The 18747-nt window shown below is 71.9% G+C and carries 20 protein-coding genes; 11 read left to right on the forward strand and 9 right to left on the reverse strand.

The features are described from left to right. Positions 1-47: 47 nt before the first annotated feature. Positions 48-1082: an SRA domain-containing endonuclease gene (locus FYW95_RS03890; RefSeq protein WP_159943587.1), complete on the reverse strand. Its 1035-nt coding sequence runs from the start codon at positions 1080-1082 to the stop codon at positions 48-50. A gap of 310 nt (positions 1083-1392) precedes the next feature. On the opposite strand from FYW95_RS03890, the gene FYW95_RS03895 reads away from it, so the two are divergent. Then, complete coding sequence (locus FYW95_RS03895) at positions 1393-1671, forward strand: DUF1540 domain-containing protein (protein ID WP_236567887.1); 279 nt, start codon at positions 1393-1395, stop codon at positions 1669-1671. A gap of 73 nt (positions 1672-1744) precedes the next feature. Here FYW95_RS03895 and FYW95_RS03900 read toward each other — a convergent pair whose 3' ends face one another. Continuing rightward, positions 1745-2278, reverse strand: coding sequence for a hypothetical protein (locus FYW95_RS03900; protein ID WP_159943585.1), 534 nt, complete (start codon positions 2276-2278; stop codon positions 1745-1747). Between the two features lie 296 nt (positions 2279-2574). Between FYW95_RS03900 and FYW95_RS03905 the strand changes: the two genes are divergently transcribed. Further along, positions 2575-3147 carry a hypothetical protein gene (locus tag FYW95_RS03905; protein ID WP_236567886.1) on the forward strand — a complete coding sequence of 191 codons (573 nt, stop codon included), beginning with the start codon at positions 2575-2577 and terminating at the stop codon, positions 3145-3147. Positions 3148-3205: 58 nt separating this feature from the next. On the opposite strand, the gene FYW95_RS03910 is transcribed toward FYW95_RS03905, so the two are convergent. The 3 genes from FYW95_RS03910 to FYW95_RS03920 form a co-directional block, all read right to left on the reverse strand. Next, on the reverse strand, positions 3206-4240 hold the full coding sequence (locus FYW95_RS03910) for a nitronate monooxygenase (protein WP_160049999.1): 1035 nt from the start codon (positions 4238-4240) through the stop codon (positions 3206-3208). 168 nt (positions 4241-4408) lie between these two features. Then, positions 4409-5626 carry an MFS transporter gene (locus FYW95_RS03915; RefSeq protein ID WP_160050000.1) on the reverse strand — a complete coding sequence of 406 codons (1218 nt, stop codon included), beginning with the start codon at positions 5624-5626 and terminating at the stop codon, positions 4409-4411. 198 nt (positions 5627-5824) lie between these two features. Further along, a complete protein-coding gene (locus FYW95_RS03920) occupies positions 5825-6712 on the reverse strand; it encodes a LysR family transcriptional regulator (protein WP_236572050.1) in 888 nt (295 codons plus the stop codon). 213 nt (positions 6713-6925) lie between these two features. On the opposite strand from FYW95_RS03920, the gene FYW95_RS03925 reads away from it, so the two are divergent. After that, on the forward strand, positions 6926-7684 hold the full coding sequence (locus FYW95_RS03925) for an SDR family NAD(P)-dependent oxidoreductase (RefSeq protein ID WP_159943581.1): 759 nt from the start codon (positions 6926-6928) through the stop codon (positions 7682-7684). A 78-nt stretch (positions 7685-7762) separates the two neighbouring features. On the opposite strand, the gene FYW95_RS27550 is transcribed toward FYW95_RS03925, so the two are convergent. The 3 genes from FYW95_RS27550 to pfkB form a co-directional block, all read right to left on the reverse strand. After that, a complete protein-coding gene (locus tag FYW95_RS27550; protein WP_201294670.1) occupies positions 7763-7936 on the reverse strand; it encodes a hypothetical protein in 174 nt (57 codons plus the stop codon). 186 nt (positions 7937-8122) lie between these two features. After that, positions 8123-8392 carry an HPr family phosphocarrier protein gene (locus FYW95_RS03930; RefSeq protein WP_159943580.1) on the reverse strand — a complete coding sequence of 90 codons (270 nt, stop codon included), beginning with the start codon at positions 8390-8392 and terminating at the stop codon, positions 8123-8125. A gap of 49 nt (positions 8393-8441) precedes the next feature. Continuing rightward, the gene (gene pfkB, locus FYW95_RS03935; protein WP_159943579.1) at positions 8442-9383 is read right to left on the reverse strand and encodes a 1-phosphofructokinase; all 942 of its coding nucleotides are present in this window, start codon (positions 9381-9383) and stop codon (positions 8442-8444) included. Positions 9384-9715: 332 nt separating this feature from the next. Between pfkB and FYW95_RS03940 the strand changes: the two genes are divergently transcribed. The 7 genes from FYW95_RS03940 to FYW95_RS03970 all read left to right on the forward strand — a co-directional run bounded on the left by FYW95_RS03940 (position 9716) and on the right by FYW95_RS03970 (position 16124). Further along, entirely contained in the window at positions 9716-10477 is a 762-nt protein-coding gene (locus tag FYW95_RS03940) for a DeoR/GlpR family DNA-binding transcription regulator (protein WP_159943578.1), read from the forward strand. Between the two features lie 130 nt (positions 10478-10607). Then, a complete protein-coding gene (gene mtlA, locus FYW95_RS03945; RefSeq protein ID WP_160050002.1) occupies positions 10608-11720 on the forward strand; it encodes a mannitol-specific PTS transporter subunit IIC in 1113 nt (370 codons plus the stop codon). Continuing rightward, entirely contained in the window at positions 11717-12025 is a 309-nt protein-coding gene (locus FYW95_RS03950) for a PTS lactose transporter subunit IIB (RefSeq protein WP_159943576.1), read from the forward strand. Before mtlA ends, FYW95_RS03950 begins: the two co-directional genes overlap by 4 nt. Beyond that, complete coding sequence (locus FYW95_RS03955) at positions 12015-12458, forward strand: PTS mannitol transporter subunit IIA (protein ID WP_160050003.1); 444 nt, start codon at positions 12015-12017, stop codon at positions 12456-12458. The genes FYW95_RS03950 and FYW95_RS03955 overlap by 11 nt, the downstream gene beginning before the upstream one ends. A 67-nt stretch (positions 12459-12525) precedes the next feature. Beyond that, positions 12526-13566 carry a zinc-dependent dehydrogenase gene (locus FYW95_RS03960; RefSeq protein ID WP_160050004.1) on the forward strand — a complete coding sequence of 347 codons (1041 nt, stop codon included), beginning with the start codon at positions 12526-12528 and terminating at the stop codon, positions 13564-13566. Positions 13567-13646: 80 nt separating this feature from the next. Continuing rightward, entirely contained in the window at positions 13647-15350 is a 1704-nt protein-coding gene (ptsP, locus tag FYW95_RS03965; protein ID WP_160050005.1) for a phosphoenolpyruvate--protein phosphotransferase, read from the forward strand. Positions 15351-15758: 408 nt separating this feature from the next. Beyond that, complete coding sequence (locus tag FYW95_RS03970; RefSeq protein WP_236567883.1) at positions 15759-16124, forward strand: hypothetical protein; 366 nt, start codon at positions 15759-15761, stop codon at positions 16122-16124. A 140-nt stretch (positions 16125-16264) separates the two neighbouring features. Here the strand turns inward: FYW95_RS03970 and FYW95_RS03975 are convergent, their stop codons facing one another. Beyond that, positions 16265-16912, reverse strand: a complete 648-nt coding sequence (locus tag FYW95_RS03975) for a TetR/AcrR family transcriptional regulator (protein ID WP_159943572.1) — start codon at positions 16910-16912, stop codon at positions 16265-16267. Positions 16913-17052: 140 nt separating this feature from the next. On the opposite strand from FYW95_RS03975, the gene FYW95_RS03980 reads away from it, so the two are divergent. Beyond that, positions 17053-18636, forward strand: a complete 1584-nt coding sequence (locus FYW95_RS03980; protein WP_160050006.1) for an MFS transporter — start codon at positions 17053-17055, stop codon at positions 18634-18636. The last annotated feature ends 111 nt before the right edge of the window (positions 18637-18747 follow it).

An 18747-nucleotide genomic window follows, 5' to 3' on the forward strand; every position in this document is an offset into this window, starting at 1 on the left:
AGCGCCTACGGCCAAGTGCCTCAGTGAGGTAATTTGACCTTGGCTTATTAACTTTGTGTATGGGTGTCTACTGGCCAACCGATAAAGGTATCTTTGTGCTTGTAGACAAGGTTGATGTTGACTGATGCCAAGAGGTCTCGCAGATCTGCATGGGGCTCTTCTGGGAGCAGTACAGCCAGGGTGGGGTCCGGGGTGATGTGCCTCCGGTAGTCCATCAGTTGTCCAATGGCCATGCGTATAGCTTCGCGTGAACTTGTTCCTTTGGCTTCATAGAGCACTTGGGAGTTGATGTCATAGAGGTCAGTGAGCAGGCTGGAGGAGAGGTCGGCGACTCTGATCTGGAACCTTTTCACTTCGTGCTCGTGCTCTTCGAGCATTTTTTGGAAATCTTCGCAGAGCGAGGCTTCTCGGCGGCTCGCCTTGGTGCGCGGGACAGCTGACCTAGAGATGGGCTTTCCGTTATAAGATTCTGGCTCTACCAGCCTGCTGGTTGTGGTGTCAGCAGGAACCGAGAGGATCTCGGTTTCTGGCAAAGAGGTGATGACGTCTTCGGGGAGTGGGCTGATTTCTTCGCTCGGCCGTAGGCGGAAAACGATGACGCGACGGAGAGCGCCCGACTTGTTGGGGGCTTGCCGGATAACGTAAGGCTGCTCTTTGTCTAGTTCAAACTTTCCTACATAGCGCTGAATCCTGGTCTTTCTGCCGGGAACAGTGCCCACGGCTTTGAAGACTCGTAGTGCGCGCTTTTCGTCTACGTGCAACAGAATGGCCCGGTTTCTTGGCCCATAGGTGCCAAGAAAGACTTGATCTCCTTCGCCGTCGCCTGTGTACTCAAAAACAGGGCCGTTGTCGTCTTCGGTGGGCAGCCAGCCATCGTAGTAACCGCTCTTCTCGCCTGAGGCGGGGTCGGTGTAGAGCAGCACGTTGGGTGAGGTTGCACAAGGATGGATGCCCTGGCCTTGCCCGCCTCCCCAGTGGGCCTTCACCTCTTTGCGAGTGGTCAGTTCGCCAGGTTTGATCCATTCATCGCCCATGTGATCAATGTACAGCTTGGGCGTTTTGTCTTCCCGGGTGCTTGCCACTGCCGTAAGAGAAGGCTGTGACCTGGGCATCTTTTGTGCGAGGACTGTTCATCGCGAGGTCCCGCCGGGCTCAGGGAGCCAAACCTTGCAGTGGGGCAGGGGCCAAACTGGGTTCGTTGGGGTCTTCAAGGCTGCCCGAAGAGCTGTCCTTCGTCACCTCGGACCGTGAGCGTGAGGGCAATGCCCGGACCAAGCGGGGGCAAAGAGCGCGCCAGGCTTGTGGTGACACGTAGTGATCTTCTGGAGGCGAAGGGTTTCTGCTGGGAGGCTCTGAGGCGCCGTCAACGTTCTTGGGGGATCGCTTATGGACATGCCAGTGGTGAACTCGTGCACGGTGGACACGTGTGCATACAACGACCAGCACTCGTGCCACGCCCTGGCCATCACCGTGGGCAACACCAGTCACGCCCAGTGCGACACCTTCTTCAGCGGGGAGGAAGAGGGCGGCGACCCCATGGCCACGGCCCAGGTGGGCGCCTGCAAGATGTCCGACTGCCAGCACAACACCCAGCTCGAATGCCAGGCCCCGGGGATCTCCGTCGGCTACGAGAAGAACCAGGTGGACTGCCTCACCTACGCGCCCGCGTAACCGGGCCCGCCCGCCGCGGGGCGGTCGCGGTCGGATTCGCCACCCGCCCCGGCGGCCCCGCCGACAGGCGGGCTCAGGCGGCGGCTGACCAGGCGGCGGGGTAGGGCGGGGCGGGGCGACGTAGCTCCAGGACCGCGCTCAGCCACCACGGAGCCGCGCAGAGCAGCGCGGCGACCGCGGTCCAGGCCGGGCTCCACGGGACGAACACGCCCAGGATGAGCACCACGGGGAACAGCAGCGAGAACAGCCACCGGCACCACACGTGGCGGCGCTGTCCGAGGAACGGGGCGACGGTCACGGCGGTCTTGCGCTTCCACATGCCCCCCAGGACCACGGGGGTCAGGACGAAGGGCAGGACGGTGAGGGGGAAGTTCCCGTTCTGCTGCCACTCCAGGCCCAGCAGTGCCACCACGACGCCCGCCGCGCCAGCGGAGAAGAGGCCGAACAGGGCGCAGAACCCCGCGTAGGAACGGCGCAGGTGCAGTACGACGGCCCAGTGCTCCTTCCAGGCGCGCTCGCCGAGCGGCGTCCCGAGGAGGCTGTCCATACGGAACCAGGTCGCCACGGCCGCGTTGAGGGCGGGTACTTGCTGCTGCGGTGCGGTCACGCCGTCTCCCTCGGGTCTCCCGGGCGGTCGTGCCCAGCCCGGCTCGCGGATCACCCTATACACGGGGTTTTCGGGGTCTCCTGAGGTGCGGTTCGCTACCATGGGCAGTCCGTCCTCGACCGTGTTGGGACCCCGATGCCCCCCACCCCCCGGGACCGAGCCGACCTCTACAACGAGACCCTGTACTCCGAACAGGACACCGACGGCGCGGACGGTGCGGTGAACCGGGCCCGGCGCCTCCTGGAGGAGCGCAGCGACGACCCCTGGGCGCACTACCTCAGGCCACGGCCCTGGGTATGCGCTACTACGACACCCAGCAGGCCGACGACCTGGCCGGGTGCCGTGAGCACCTGGCGGAGGCGATCCGGCTGGGTGGCCGGAAGGACCCCGACGCCGCGATGTACCGTCAGCAGTTCGCGGCCTTCGAGGGCACGCACTGGAGCACCGAGCGCGCGAAGGCGGCCCCGGTCATCACGGCGGTCCCGGCCGAGGTCCGCAAGGCCCTGCGCATGGCCCGCGAGGCGTTGGAGATGACGGAGGAGGGCAGCCCGCACCTGCCGGTCCGGCTGGTGCTGGTGGCCGAGTTCCTCGGCCAGGGCGTGGACGGCCCGGGCGGGCTGTCCGAGGCGGTGAAGCTGGCCGAGCGCGCGGTCGCCGTCGCCCACCCGGACGACCCCCGCCGCTCCCGCTACCACAACGCCCACGCCCAGGCGCTGCTGCGGCTCGCCGAACACAGGGGCGACCGGAGCATGGCCGTGAAAGCGCAGACCTCGGCCGTTCGGGCGGGGCAGCTCGCCCACCCCTACGACCCGCTGCAGGTCGGTATCGTGCAGACGCTCCACCGCGCCCGCGCCCTCGCCTCCGGCTGAGTCGGGGGGAGCGCGGCACGGAACCGGACCGGGGAGGCGGGACGGCCCCCGGGCGCGGTCAGACCCGCGCGCCCGCCCCGGCGGCCTCGCGGCGCAGCCGCGCCACCACCTCGGCCGCGGGGGCGTCGGTCGCCCTCCGAAAACCCGTGCCCGCCCACAGCGCCATCCCGTGGGGGTCCCCGGCCGAGGCGGCGGCAGCGCGCAGCGGCCGGGTCATGTGGTGGACCTCCGGGTAGGCGTGGGGTGCCTCCGGGTGCTCGGCGACGAACCGGTTGACCAGCCCCCGCGCCGGTCGTCCGGTGAACGCCCGGGTCAGGGTGGTCTCGGTGAAGGCCGGATCGGCCAGCGCGGCCTTGTGCGCGGGATGGGCCCCGCTCTCGGGGCAGCGCAGGAAGGCCGTGCCCAGCTGCGCGGCGGCGGCCCCCGAGGACAGCACCCGGGCCACGTCGGCGCCGTCCATGATCCCGCCCGTCGCGATCACCGGAACGTCCACGGCCGCGACCACGTCCGGCAGGAGTTCCCGCAGCGGCCGGTCCGCGCTCAGGGCCGGATCGAACGCGGCCCGGTGGCCCCCGGCCTCCACACCCTGCGCGCACACCCCGTCGGCCCCGCGCGCCACGGCTTCGCCGGCCTCCGCCACGGTGGTCACGGTGACCACCGTGGCGCTTCCCGCCGCGCGCAGCCGGTCCAGCACGTCATCGTCGGGGCAGCCGAAGGTGAAGCTGACCACCGGCACGGCTGCCTCGGTGAGCAGGTCGATCTTGGCCGCCCACGCGTCGTCGTCGTGCACGGGCGCGCCCGGGGGCGTTCCGTACCGCTCGGCCTCGCCCTGGAGGAGCGGCCGGTAGGACGCCGCCGCGTCGGGGCTGGTGGTGGGCTGGGGGACGAACACGTTCACCCCGAACGCGGTGACCCCGGCCTCCCGCACCGCCCGGACCCGCTCGGCCAGGGCGGCCGGCGACAGGTACCCGGCGGCCAGGAAGCCTAGTCCGCCCGCCCCGGACACGGCCGCCACGAGCTCGGGAGTGCTTGCCCCGCCCGCCATCGGCGCCTGCACGATCGGACGCGCGCGCAGCAGTTCCACCAGTGTCATCGTTCCCCGCCTCTCCGTTCGCGGAAAGCGCCCTCGTGGCCAATGGGGTGATGCTAACGATCCGGCTTTCCCGGGCCGCGGGTGGCCCGGGTATAGGAAATGCCGGGATTCCATCCGGGTTTATAAGGTGACCCGCGCCACACGTTTCGCGTGGCCGGGCGCCTTCGGTCAGAGTTTCCGTTCGCTGGCCCCGGTGAACCGCGTGGACTCGGGCAGGAGCCGGGTCAGCACCCCGGTGGCGACCGCGGCGACGACGCTCACCGCGACCAGGACCGTCGCCGCCCACGCCAGCCCGACCAGGTCCCACAGCCCGCCGAAGGGCACCAGGATCACGGTCCGCACCATCCCCGCGACCATCGCCAGCATCGAGAACATCGTGTTGCGGTTGGCGTCCGTGAACATCAGCTGCTGCCACACGTTCGACAGCACACCGCCCAGGCCGAGGAGGAACTCCGCCGCGATCAGCCCCGGAACCAGCGGCACGAGGCCGTGCGCGACCAGCACCAGGGGGACCCCCGAGAGCGCCGCCACCAGCGGAGCCCACACGTGCGGGCGCTGTCCCCGGTCCACGAACCGCGCGCACGCGGCCCCCGCCGCCAGCGCGGAGGTCAGCGCCAGCAGTACCAGGCCGTTGAGCCGCACGTCCCCGCCGTGGGCCTCCCGCAGGAGGGGCTGCCAGGCCGCCACCAGCAGGACCGTGCTGGAGACCAGCGACACCGTCAGCGCCACCAGGGGCAGGAAGCGCCGGGTCGCCAGCAGCGCGGCCGACTCGGCGACGATCCGGCCGACCCGCCGGTCCGGCTGGCGCGGGGAGCGCGGGAAACACAGAGGGGCCAGAACCGCCAGGCACACGAGCGCTCCGCCACCCGCCGCCACGAGGGTTCCGGCGGACGCCCAGGTTCCGAACACCATCACCGAGACCGCGCCCGTCACGCCGCCGCCGTGCCCGGCGACCTGGCCGATCCGCACCACCCGGGAGATGCGCGCGGCGCGCGCGTCCGTCCCGATCCGGTTGACGACCAGGGCGGTGAGCGTCCCCGAGTGCAGGCTGAGGCCCGTCGCCCACAGGTACATGCCCGCGAGCACCAGCGCGAGCCGGTCCGCGGTGCCGAACAGCACGAATCCCGCGCCCCACAGGGCCAGCCCCAGGGTCAGGAGCCTGCGGTGCCCGTACCGGTCGCCCAGCGCCCCGCTCGGCGCCTCGACCAGCAGGGTCACCAGGTTCGCCGAGCCGAACATCAGGCCGAGCAGCCAGGGCTCGGCCCCACGGTCGAGCATGATCATGACGAAAACGGCGCCGAAAGTGAAGTCGGCCGCCGTGGAAAGAAGCGTGAAGAACGTGTAGGGGACGATCAGGGAGGTGTTGCCGGATCTCACCACGGTCATGGGCGTGCTTTTCGCTCGTGGGGAAAGCGCGTTCTGCGCGAAATTCCGCCCACGCTAACAGGCGGGGTTTTCCTCCGCCACGGTTTTTCTCCTGTGCGGCGCCTTTCGCCGTGATCTTGTGCCTATTAGCGGGGTTCGCGGCCGAGATGCGCTGTAAGTGCAAGATCACCGCGGGGGAGAACCCTTGCGGCCGGCCCGTCAGGCCAGGGCCTCGGCGAGGGCGGCGGCCAGCACCGGCACCCCCGGATTGCGGTCCCCGCGCGGCCACACCAGGCCGAGCGAGGACTCCGGGAGCCCGATGACCGGTACCAGCACGACGCCCGCCAGGTCGCCGTGCTCGGCGACGTCCCCGCACAGCAGCATGGCCCCCCGGCCGGCGGCCACCTGCGACAGCCCCTCCTCCAGGGTGTCCACCACCGGTTCGTGGTGGATGGTCCGGCCCAGCGGGGTGACGGTGGGGGAGTGCGCGCGCAGCCAGTTGTCGGAGGGCTGCCGGACCGGGATGAGCGACACCCGCGCCATGTCCTCCACGCCGAGGTCGGAGCGCTCGGCGAAGGGGTGGTCGGCGGGCACCGCGAGCCGCTGCGGCTGCCGGGAGAAGACCGGGCCCACCACCAGGTCGCGCTCGCGGACCGGCAGCATGACCACGGCGGCGTCCACCTCGCCCTCGCGCAGCGGGCCGAACGGGTCCGAGGGGTTGAGCTCCACGACCTCCACCCGCGCCCGGGGCTCGTGCTCCTCGAAGGCGCGGACCGCCTTGGCCACCGGCCCGTGCACCGCGCCCTGGAAGCCCAGCCGCACACGCAGCTCACCGTTGTGGGCGCGCTCGCGGGCGGCGTCCACCACCGCGGCCAGGTGCTGGTAGGCGGGGCGCAGGGCGTCGAGGAACTCCTCACCGAAGGGGGTCAGGCGCAGGCGTTGGCTGGCGGGGTCCAGCAGCGGGGCGCCGACCCGCTCCTCCAGCGAGCGCACCAGCCGCTCCACCTCGTCCGCGGGGATCCCCAGCCGCTCGCTCGCGTGGCCGGGGTGCAGCTCCTCGGTCAGGACGAGGAAGCACTCCAGCTCCCGGATCTCGATTCCGCGCAAGCGGCCCGCCTCTCCTCGGTGTCCAGCGCCGTCGGCCGCCGCGTGCGGCGGCCGATGATCACCCCTCATGGAAGCACGCGGGCACCCGGCCCGTCCGGCCCGCCTCCCCGCCTCGGGCGTGTCAGACCCGCCCGCGTGACCCCACCTGCCCCGGGAGCCGTCCTCGGCCACCGGATACGCTCGGCGCGACAGCGACTCCCGGGAGGAACCACCATGACAGCGACCGCGGTCGTCACCGGAGCCAGCAGCGGGATCGGGGCCGCCACCGCGCGCGGCCTCGCCGAACACGGCTACGACGTCGTCCTCGTCGCCCGCCGCGCCGACCGGATCGGGGCGCTGGCCGAGGAGCTCACCGGCAAGGGGCTCAGCGCCCGCGCCCACGTCCTCGACGTCACCGACCGCGCGGCCGTCGACGCCTTCGCCGCGTCCCTGGACTCCTGCGACGTGCTGGTCAACAACGCGGGCGGTGCCATCGGCACCGAGAGCGTCGCCACCGGCGACCCCGCCGACTGGCGCGCGATGTACGAGGTCAACGTGCTCGGCGTGCTCCACATGACCCAGGCCCTGCTGCCCAAGCTGATCGCCGGCGGGGACGGCACCGTGCTGGTGGTCTCCTCCGTGGCCGGGCACGTGGTCTACGAGGGCGGCGGCGGTTACGTGGCGGCCAAGCACGGCGCGCACACCCTGGCCGCCACGCTGCGCCTGGAGCTGTGCGGAGAGCCGGTGCGCGTGCTGGAGGTCGCCCCGGGGATGGTCAAGACCGAGGAGTTCTCGCTCAACCGCCTGCGCGGTGACGCCGACGCGGCCGAGGCCGTCTACGCCGGGGTGCCCGACCCGCTGACCGCCGAGGACGTCGCGGACACCATCGTGTGGGCGGTCACCCGGCCCCCGCACGTGAACATCGACCTGCTGGTGGTGCGCCCGCGGGCCCAGGCGGCCCAGCACAAGGTGCACCGGGTTCCGCGGAGGTAGGGGGGAGTTCCGGGGGCCGTGCCGGGCGCCCTCCGCGCGCGGGGCGGGGTTCCGTCCGCGGCGGCGTGTGCCCGGGATTCAGCCCTCCGACCGGCCGGAGCCGCACTCGGCGCAGTCGCAGTAGTTCGTGGTGGACATGGAGCGGCATCGCGCGCAGACCTGCTGCTTGGCCCCGGGCGGCTCGTGCTTCCAGTCGTGCTGCCCCCGTCGGCAGATCCCCGAGGGGCCGATGACGGTCTCGTCAGTGTCCATGGCAGCACGGTAGTCCAGGCGCGCGGGTGTGGCCAGAGACGGTGGTCTCTCCTCCCGCAGGGCCGAGCTCCCCTCCCGTAGGGCCGAGCTCCCCTCCCGCAGGGCCGGTCCTCCTCGGGGCCAGCCTCCCGGCCGGGGCCGGCGCGGGGACCGGGGCCGCCCGTCCGGCGGCCCCGCGCACGCGGGTCAGGCGTCCAGGTCCTTGGACAGCATGTCCACCAGTCCGTCCAGGACCTTGTCCGCGTTCTCGGAGTCCTCGCAGCTCAGGGTGACCGTCTCGCCGTGCTTGGCGCCCATCGCCATCACCGCGAGCACGCTGCGCGCGTCCACCGGCTTGTGTCCCTCGCGGGAGACCATGACGGGCAGGCCGGACTCGTTCACGGCCTGGACGAACAGGGTGGCGGGGCGGGCGTGCAGGCCGAGCTGGGAGGCGATGGCCACGGTGCGCTGGGGCATGTCAGTCCTCAGGGGGTCGTCGGGCGGGCCGGGTTCTGTCCGGCCCGGGTCAGAGTGTGTCGACCGACCACTGCGGGTCGGGGTCGGCCACCACCGTGATCGCGTCGGTGGCCACGTCGTCGGGGGAGGGAACGGTCGTCCCGGGTAGGGACACCGCCGCGGTCCCCCAGGCCACGGCGTTGCGCAGCCGGTCCTCGGGGGAGCCGTCCGCCCCCAGGAAACCGGCGAGCGAGCAGTCGCCCGCGCCCACCGTGCTGCGCGTGCGGACCTCGGGTCCGCGCGCCCACCAGGTGTGCCCGGGGCCAACGAGTATCGCACCGTGGCCACCGAGTGTCACCAGGGCCGAACCGTTGCCCCAGTCCAGCACCTCGCGGGCGGCGGCGACCACCGCGCCCACCGTGGGCAGGGCCCGGCCGACCAGCTCCGCCAGCTCCTCGTGGTTGGGCTTGAGCAGGGACACCGAGCCCGCGCGCGCCGCCGACTCCAGGGGCTTGCCGGAGGTGTCCAGGGCCAGTGCCACCCCGTGTGCGGCGGCGAGTTCGGCCACGCGCACGTACAGGTCGTCGGGGGCTCCGGAGGGCAGGCTGCCGCTGGCCACGACCCAGTCGGGTTCGCGGGCCAGTTCGTCCTCCAGGGCCGCGAGCAGGGTGTCGGTCTCCGAGGGGGAGAGCACCGGTCCGGGCGCGTTGAGCTTGGTGGTGGTGCCGTCGTCCTCGGTGACGGCGAGGTTGGCCCGGGTCTCGCCCTCGATGGGGACGGTGACGCAGGGGAGGTCGCCCAGCAGGCTGGTGAGCTCGGCTCCTCCTCCGCCGCCCACGGGGAGGACGGCCCGGGTGGGCAGGCCCGCGCGGCGCAGGGCACGGGAGACGTTGACGCCCTTGCCTCCCGCCTGCGCGCGGGTGGAGCTCACCCGCAGGACCTCGCCGCGTACCAGGCGGCTCACCTCCAGGGTGTGGTCCACGCTCGGGTTGGGGGTGAGGGTCAGGATCATGGGTGCTCTTTTCGAGGTGGCTGCGCCCGGCCCAGTCCGGATGTGGGACTGCCTTTGATTATGTGTGTTTGCCTGTACGTGTCAACACGGTCGTCCCATGGTTTCCGGTTCGTCGGGGAGTGCGGGGTGGTCGCCGGGCGGAGTTCTCCGGCTCTTCTCCGTGTGTACACCCGGCCTCCGAGCGCGGAAGAACCGTGCTGGTCGGGGTTGGTGGCCGACGGCCGGGGGCCTCGGGGGAGGCTGCTGGGATATTGGTGGGAGGTACCTCTTGTGTGTCACAGGCAACACCATTAAACTCACCCAAAACCACACCGAAACACAGGTGATCCAACATGTACGCGGAAGAGCGCCAGAAGGTGATCCTCGAACGCGCCCGGCGGGACGGCCGGGTCGACGTCACGGGGCTCGCCGCGGAGTTCGACGTGACCTATGAGACCATCCGCCGCGACCTCACGGCGCTGGAGCGCCACGGGGTGCTGCGCAGGGTCCACGGTGGCGCGATCCCCGTCGAGCGGCTGGGCTTCGAGCCCGCGCTCAACGTGCGCGACTCCGTCATGACACAGGAGAAGGAGCGCATCGCCAAGGCCGCCCTGGCCGAGCTCCCCGAGGAGGGCGCGATCCTGCTCGACGCCGGGTCCACGACCGGACGCCTCGCCGAGCAGCTGCCCGCCGACCGCGAGCTCACGGTCGTCACCAACTCCCTCTCCATCGCCCTCACCCTCGCCCCACGTACCAACATCAACCTCATGCTCCTCGGCGGCCGCCTGCGTACCCGCACCCAGGCCACCGTGGACGCCTGGGCGCTGCGCTCGCTCGCCGAGTCCTACGTGGACGTCGCCTTCATGGCGGCCAACGGCGTCTCCGTCGAACGCGGGCTCACCACGCCCGACCCGGCGGAGGCCGAGGTCAAGCGCACGATGATCGCCTCGGCCCGGCGCTGTGTCCTGCTCGCCGACCACACCAAGGTCGGCAACGACCACTTCGCCCGCTTCGCCGCGGTCGAGGACCTGGACCTGGTCATCACCGACTCCGGCCTCGCCAGCGGCCTGGCGGAGGAGCTGGAGACCGCCGGACCCCGCGTCCAGGTGGTCTGACCGGCCGGGCGCCCGGAGCGGCGCGGCCCCACCGTCCGGGGCCGACCGCCCGGTGGCCCGGCCACCCGCCCCATCCCATCCCCTCTTCCCGGCGCGGCCCCCGCCCGCCGTACCTCCCAGGAGGCTCCCCTTGTCCACACAGCAGAGCGGCGGCGCACTCGCCTCAGCGCGCGCCGGAGTCCAGCGCTTCGGCGGCTTCCTGGCGAGCATGGTCATGCCCAACATCGGCGCGTTCATCGCCTGGGGCCTGATCACCGCCCTGTTCATCCCCGACGGCTGGTGGCCCAACGAGCTCATGGCCGAGCTCGTCGGGCCCATGATCACCTACCTGCTCCCGCTGCTCATCGCCTACACCGGCGGCACGCTGGTCCACGGTCAGCGCGGCGGCGTGGTCGGCGCCGCGGCGACCATGGGTGTGATCGTGTCGGTGGACATGCCGATGTTCCTGGGCGCCATGGTCATGGGCCCGCTGGCCGCCTACCTCATGAAGCGGTTCGACCAGGTCGTCCAGCCCCGGATCAAGTCCGGCTTCGAGATGCTGGTCAACAACTTCAGCGCCGGTATCCTCGCGGCGGTCATGGCCGCCCTGGGCGCCTACGTGCTCGGCCCGGTGGTCGGTCACGTCGCCCGGGGGCTGGGCGCGGGCGTGCAGTTCCTCGTCGACATGAGCCTGCTGCCGGTGGTCTCCGTCCTGGTCGAGCCGGCCAAGGTGCTCTTCCTCAACAACGCCATCAACCACGGCGTCTTCACGCCCCTGGGCACGGCCCGCGCGGTGGCCGAGGGAAGCGCCATCGAGTTCCTCATCGAGACCAACCCCGGCCCCGGCCTCGGCATCCTGCTGGCCTGCATGTTCTTCGGGCCCAAGCTGAGCCGCGCCACCGCCCCCGGTGCGATCGTCATCCACTTCTTCGGCGGCATTCACGAGATCTACTTCCCGTACATCCTCGCCCAGCCGAAGCTGATCCTGGCCGCGATCGGCGGCGGGATGTCGGGTGTGGCGACCTTCATGGTCCTGGACGCCGGCCTGGTCTCCGCCGCCTCCCCCGGCAGCATCATCGCGCTCATGGCGGTCACCCCGCCCGGAGGCCACGTGGCCGTCCTGGCCGGTGTCGCCGCCGCCACCCTCGTCTCCTTCGCCCTCGCCTCGCTCCTGCTCGGCTTCGGCCGCGGTGAGCGCAAGGCGGAGCGCGAGGAGGCCAACGCCCAGCAGGCCGAAGCCGAGAACCAGGAGAGCACCTCATGAGCACCATCGAAGGCTCCGACATCAAGAGGGTCGTCGTCGCCTGCGACGCCGGTATGGGCAGCAGCGTCCTGCTCACCTCGCAGCTGAGCAGGACCCTGTCCCCGCACGGGGTCAGCGTCGAGCACTCCCCGGTGGACCGGATCCCCGAGGGCGCCGACGTGGTGCTGTGCCACGCCGGACTGGTCGACCGGGCCCGCAAGCGGGTGCCCGACACCGTCGTCATCGGCTTCCAGATGTTCATGGGCGACCCCGCCTTCACCCGCCTGGAACAGGCCGTCAAGACCGGGGGAACCCTTGCCGAGTGAGCTCACCCTGACCGCCGAGGCGGTGCGGCTGGGCCGCACCGCCCGCGACCGGGCCGACGCCATCGACCAGTGCGGCGACCTCCTGGTCGAACTCGGCGCGGTCGAGCCCGGCTACGTGACCGCCATGCACGAGCGGGAGGCCTCCGTCCCCACCTTCGTCGGTGAGGGGGTGGCCATCCCGCACGGCACCGACGCCTCCCGGTCCCTGGTGAGGGAGACCGCGCTGGCGGTGGTCCAGTTCCCCCACGGGGTCGACTGGGACGGGCCCACCGTCCACGTGGCCATCGGCATCGCCGCCTCGGGGGAGGAGCACCTGGGCGTGCTCTCCTCCCTGGCCGCGGTCCTCACCGACCCCGACCGGGCGGCCCGGCTGCGCTCCGCCCGGAGCCCGGCCGACGTCGTCGACCTGCTCAGCCCCGACAGCGCCGGCTGAGGCACACCCCACCCTCCGCCGGGCCGCGACCCGGCCCGGCGGAAGACCCACCAGAAAGGCCCCGAACATGCTCGTCGCCCGCTTCTACGCGCCCGGTGACATCCGACTGGAGCAGGCTCCCGAGCCGACCGCCGGACCCGGACAGATCAAGATCGCCGTCGTCAACTGCTCCACCTGCGGCACCGACGTGAAGATCTCCCGGCACGGCCACCACCACATCCGCCCGCCCCGGGTGATCGGCCACGAGATCGCCGGCCGCGTCGTGCAGACGGGCGAGGGCGTCACCGGCTGGTCCGAGGGCGACCGCGTCCAGGTCATCGCCGCCATCCCCTGCGGCACCTGCGCGGAGTGCTCCGACGGCCGCTTCCCCGTGTGCTCCCGGCAGGAGTCCATGGGCTACCACTACGACGGCGGATTCGCCGAGTACATGATCATCCCCGAGGCGGTCCTGGCCGTGGACGGGGTCAACCGGATCCCGGAGAACATCGACTACGCCGAGGCCTCCGTCGCCGAGCCGCTGGCCTGCGTGCTCAACGGCCAGGAGATCGCCGGGGTCGGCGAGGGCGACACCGTGGTGGTCATGGGCGCCGGACCGATCGGCTGCCTGCACGTGCGGCTCGCCCGGGCGCGCGGCGCCAAGGCGGTCTACCTGGTCGACCTCAACCGGGGCCGCCTGGACATGTCCGCGAACATCGTCGGGCCCGACGCCGCGATCTGCGCCGAGGAGACCGACGCGGTGGAGGAGGTGCTCCGCCTGACCGACGGCCGGGGCGCCGACGTGGTCATCACCGCCGCCGCCTCCGGGCGCGCCCAGGAGGACGCGGTGCGCATGACGGCCCGCAGCGGACGGATCAGCTTCTTCGGCGGGCTGCCCAAGGACGCGCCGATCATCCAGCTGGACTCCAACGCGGTGCACTACCGGGAGCTGCGGATCTTCGGCGCCAACGGGTCCAGCCCCGAGCACAACCGCCGCGCCCTGGAGCTGATCTCCTCCGGAGCCGTGCCGGTGGCCGACCTGATCACCGAGCGGATGGCGCTGTCGGACGTGCACAAGGCCATCGAGACGGTCGCCTCGGGCACCGCGATCAAGGTGACCATCCAGCCGTAGGGGATGCGCCCGGAGGTTTCCGGGAAGGACAACTCCGAAAAACGGTCCACCACGCCCTATATCCGACGTACGGAGCGACCATGGCCCAGACCGAACCCCTCCCGTCCCCCGCCGGCGCCGCCCGGCTGTCGGGTATCCCCGCCAGCCCCGGCGTCGCCATCGGCCCCGTGGCGCGGATGGCGGCACCGCCGTCCCTGCCCGAACGGCGTCCGGGGGCCGGGAAGCCGGAGGAGGAGGCGGACCTGGCGCGTCGGGCACTGGGGAGGGTCGCCGACCTGCTCGACCAGCGGGCGGCCGGCCTCACGGGCGAGGCGGCGGCGGTGCTCGGGGCCCAGGCGCTGATGGCGCGCGACCCCGAACTCGCGCGCCGGATCGGGGAGCACACCGAGCAGGGGGACCCGGCGGCGTGGGCCGTCTCCGCCGCATGCGGGGCCTACCAGGAGCTCCTCGCGGCGGCCGGGGGCTACCTGGCCGAACGCGCCGCCGACCTCGCCGACATCCGGGACCGCGCGGTGGCGCTGCTCCTGGACCTGCCGATGCCGGGGCTGCCCGACCCCGGGGTCGCGCACGTGCTGGTCGCCGACGACCTCGCGCCCGCCGACACCGTCCAGCTGGACACCGAGCGGGTGCTCGGCATTGTCACCCGCTACGGCGGCCCCACCAGCCACACGGTCATCCTGGCCCGGGCGCTGGGCATCCCCGCGGTCGTGGGCTGCGCCGGGGCCGGGGACCTCGCCGACGGGGTACTCGTCGCGGTCGACGGCGACGCGGGGACGGTGGCGGCCGACCCCGACGAGGAGCAGGTCGAACACGTGCGCCGGCGGGCCGAGCGCAGGCGCGCGCTGCTCGCCGAGTCCACCGGGCCGGGCCGCACCGCCGACGGCACGGGCGTCGCCCTGCTGCTCAACGTCGGCGAGGGCGACCCCGGGAAGGCTGGCGCCCACGACAGCGAGGGCGTGGGCCTGCTGCGCACCGAGTTCCTGTTCCTGGAGCGGACCGACCCGCCCACCGTCGAGGAGCAGACCGCCTCCTACACGGCTCTGTTCGAGGCCTTCGCCGGGCGCGTCGTCACGGTCCGGACCCTGGACGCGGGCTCGGACAAGCCGCTGGCCTTCGCCGCCACCGGCCAGGAGGACAACCCGGCGCTCGGGGTGCGGGGCTTCCGGACCTCCCGGGTGCACCCGGGGCTGCTCACCGAGCAGCTGGCCGCGATCGCGGCCGCCGCCCGCACCACATCGGCCCGGGTGCGGGTGATGGCGCCGATGGTCTCCACCCCCGACGAGGCGGCGGAGTTCGCCGCCCTGGCCCGCGGCGCCGGGATCGAGCGGGTCGGGGTGATGATCGAGGTGCCCGGCGCGGCCCTGCTCGCCGACCGCCTGCTGCCCAGGGTGGACTTCGTCTCGATCGGCACCAACGACCTGGCGCAGTACACCATGGCCGCCGACCGCACCCTGGGCGCGCTGCCGGACCTGCTCGACCCGTGGCAGCCCGCGCTCCTGCACCTGGTGGGAACCGTGGGCGGGGCGGGCGAGCGCTCGGGCCGCCCGGTGGGCGTGTGCGGCGAGGCCGCCGCCGACCCGCTGCTGGCCCCGGTGCTCGTGGGCCTGGGCGCGACGAGCCTGTCGATGTCGGCGCCCTCCCTGCCCGCCGTGCGCCGGGCGCTGGCCCTGCACACCCACTCGGAGTGCCGCCGCATGGCCGAGCTGGCGGTGGCCGCCTCCGGCGCCGAGCAGGCCAGGGAGGCGGTACGGGCCGTGGCCCACCCGGAGGTCGCCGCCTGGTGACCGCCGGGGCGGGCCGCCGCGCCTTCGCGGACGGACCCAGCTGTTCTCAGTGGTCAGCTGAGAAGTAGGGGAGCACTGTCGCGGCAGGCCATCCAATCGGCAAAACCCACCACCTCACGGTTTTGCGAGGGCTAGAGTGTTCGCTCTCGACAGCACAGGCATAATGAAGGATCCTGAAACAGGTGGTGTGTTGGGCTACTGGAGGAAGCACCCCAGGAAAGACGGCCAGGACGCACTACAGAAGATCCACGAGCTGGGTCGGCGATCGAGGACCCTCCCACCTACTACACGATCAAGTGTCCGTGCGGAGAGCATCAGCGTCAGGTCCACCCCATCGAACCCGAACTACTGGAAACAAACAGTGCGTTACGCGAAGAGAGTGTGTTCATCTGAGGCAGAGGAGGATTCGTGAGTGACGGCAGGGACGCCACCCAGATCGCCCTCCAGTTCGAGCTGATCATGCCGCCTGGTAGCGGAACCGACGATGTACACACTCATGGCGAGCGTGTGACGCAGGAGCTGCTCAAGCTGGAGCAGTGCAACGGGGACTTCACGGACTCGACGGTGAGCACCGACGCCGCACGCACGACTCTCACGGTTGAGCTCCTCCTCCTCGACGAGACCGATCCGAGTGCCGTTCTCAGGCGCGCGCTCGACGTCATCCGCACGGCCGCTCACGCGGCTGGCGGTGCCACCCCTGACTGGCCATCCGTCAGCGAACAGCCGGAACGCGTGAACATGGAGAAGACGCACCACCTCGTCATGAGCCTCTGAGCGCTCGGCTCCCCCGGAGCCAGGACGGCCTCCACCGCCGGGTGGGGGCCGTCCCCGCTTTCCAGCCGAGGACCGCGGAGCGACCGCGTCCGTGCCGTGGCGGCCGCGCCGGGGTCTGCGCCCCCGTACTGGTTCCCGGCTCAGGGGGCCGGGGCGTCCCAGGCCCCGCCGACCACCTCGGGGACCAGGTCGAGCCGCTCCAGGAAGGCCCGGAGCAGGTCCCGCTTGTCCGTCGAACCCGAGGCGCACCAGGCCTGGTGGCCGCTGTCCAGCGCGGCGAAGAACACCGCCACCAGCACCCCCGGGCGGGGGTCGGTGCGGGGGTCCGTCCCGGCGCGCGCGGCCACGGCCCGGGCCAGGCGGTCCTGCCTGCGGTGGTAGTGGCGGAGGTTGACCTCCATCAGCTCCGGGCTCTCGGCGATCAGCTCCATCGCGCTGCCCCTCAGGTGCAGCGAACCGCGGTCCATGCGCCTCCACAGGTCGCACATCGCGTTGCGCAGCGCGGTGAACGGGGGCTCGTCGGCCGGGCGGGTCAGCAGGGCGGCGCGCAGGTACTCGTCGACCTCCCCCAGCGCCTCCAGGACCACGTCCTCCTTGGAGCCGAAGTAGCGGAAGAACGTGCGTTGGGAGACCCCGACGCCGGCGGCGATCTCCTCGGTGGTGGTCCGCTGGTAGCCGTGCTCGTGGAACAGGCGCAGCGCCGTCTCCATGAGCGCCTCGCGCAGCCGGGCCTTCTTGCGCTCGCGGAGCCCGACCTGCTCGTCCGGTTCGGCGCTCGTCGCGCTCATCTGCGTGCCTCCCGCGTGTTGGGTCCCCTCCGAGGCTACCGCGTGGCGCAGATTACGTCAGCCGCTGACAAAAGGCAGTTGCTGCAAAGATTCAGCGGCTGACATAATCGGTGCCGGACATCGCCGGAACTGGGGGGAACATGAACGCGACGACCGCACCGCCGACCACCCGGGCGGAACCCGGGGGGCTGAGGGGAAACCCCTGGGCGACCCTGGTCGCCATCGCCTTCGGCGTGATGATGGTGGCGCTGGACGGCACCATCGTGGCCGTGGCCAACCCCGCCATCGGGGCGAGCCTGGGCGCCTCCCTGGCGGAACTGCAGTGGGTCACCCACGGCTACCTGCTCGGCCTGGCGGTGTTCCTCATCACGGCGGGCAAGCTCGGCGACCGCTTCGGCTACCGCAACACCTACCTGGTGGGCGTGGTGGGCTTCGTGCTCTCCTCGGTGGCGATCGCGCTGTCCGCCGGGGTCATCATGCTGATCGCCTTCCGCGTCCTGCAAGGGGTTTTCGGCGCCCTGCTGATGCCCGCCGCCCTGGGCCTGCTGCGCTCCGGCTTCCCGCCGCACAAGCTCGGCCGCGCCTTCGGCGTGTTCGGCAGCATCCTCGGCGCGGCCACCGCGGGCGGTCCGATCATCGGCGGCCTGCTGGTGGGCGCGTTCGGCTGGGAGTCCGTGTTCTTCGTCAACGTCCCCGTGGGCGCGGTCGCCGTGGCGCTGGCGCTGTGGCTGCTCGCGCCGAACCGGGCCACCGACCCCGGTTCGCGCATGGACGTGCCCGGCATCGCCTTGGTCAGCGTCGCGATCTTCGCCCTGGTGTGGGCCCTGGTCGAGGCGCCCACCGCGGGCTGGGGCCACCCGGTCACACTGGTCTCCCTCGGCGTCGCCCTGGTCTTCGGCGCCGCGTTCGTGCTGTGGGAGCGCCGCCCCCGGGACCCGCTGATCCCGCTCGCGCTGTTCGCCAACCCCTCCATCTCCATCGGCGTGGTGCTCATGGTGCTGATGGCGGTGAGCCTCATGGGGTCGCTGTTCTTCGTCACCTTCTACCTGCAGGGCGTGCTGGGCATGAGCCCGGCGCAGACCGGCCTGCAGCTCCTGCCGATGACGGCGCTGATGGCGCTCACCTCGCCGGTCGCCGGCCGCCTGCTGGACCGGGTGGGCGCCAGGACGCCCACCACGGCGGGCCTGCTGATGGCGGGCGCGGGCATGTTCCTGCTGTCCCGACTGGACACCGGTACCGGCGTGGTCCACATCTCGGCGGCCTTCGTCCTGCTCGGCATCGGACTGAGCCTGGTCATGACGGGCGCGACCGCGGCCATCGTCGGCAACGCCCCGGTGCGCTTCGCGGGCGTGGCCTCCGCCGTGCAGCAGGCCGCCATGCAGCTGGGCGGCTCGCTGGGAACGGCCGTGCTGGGCGCGGTGATGTCGGCGACCATCGTGGCCACCCTGCCCGGGCACTTCGCCGCCGGGGGACTGGCCGCGCCCGCGGACGAGGAGCTGACCGCCATGCAGAGCACCGTCGCCCAGGGCGGCGCGGTGCCGCCCGAGGGCGCGAGCGCCGAGGTGGCCCGCGCGGTCACCGAGGCCAGCAACCTGGCCTTCGTCGACGGGCTGCACTGGGCCTTCGGGATCGCCGCGGCGCTGATGCTGCTGGCCGCGGTGCTGTCGCTGTTCATGCGCGGCGGGCAGCCCGACGGCGGCGAGCAGCCCGTGGTGCACGTCTGACCCCGGGGTCCGGGCGCGGCCCCGGCTACGACAGCATCGACTTCCTGGCCGACACCGAGCGGGGGGCGATGGTCACCCTGTGGCTGGGTGTGGCCTCGCTGATCCCGGGCG

This window comes from Nocardiopsis sp. FR4, assembly GCF_009830945.1.
Lineage (GTDB): Bacteria > Actinomycetota > Actinomycetes > Streptosporangiales > Streptosporangiaceae > Nocardiopsis.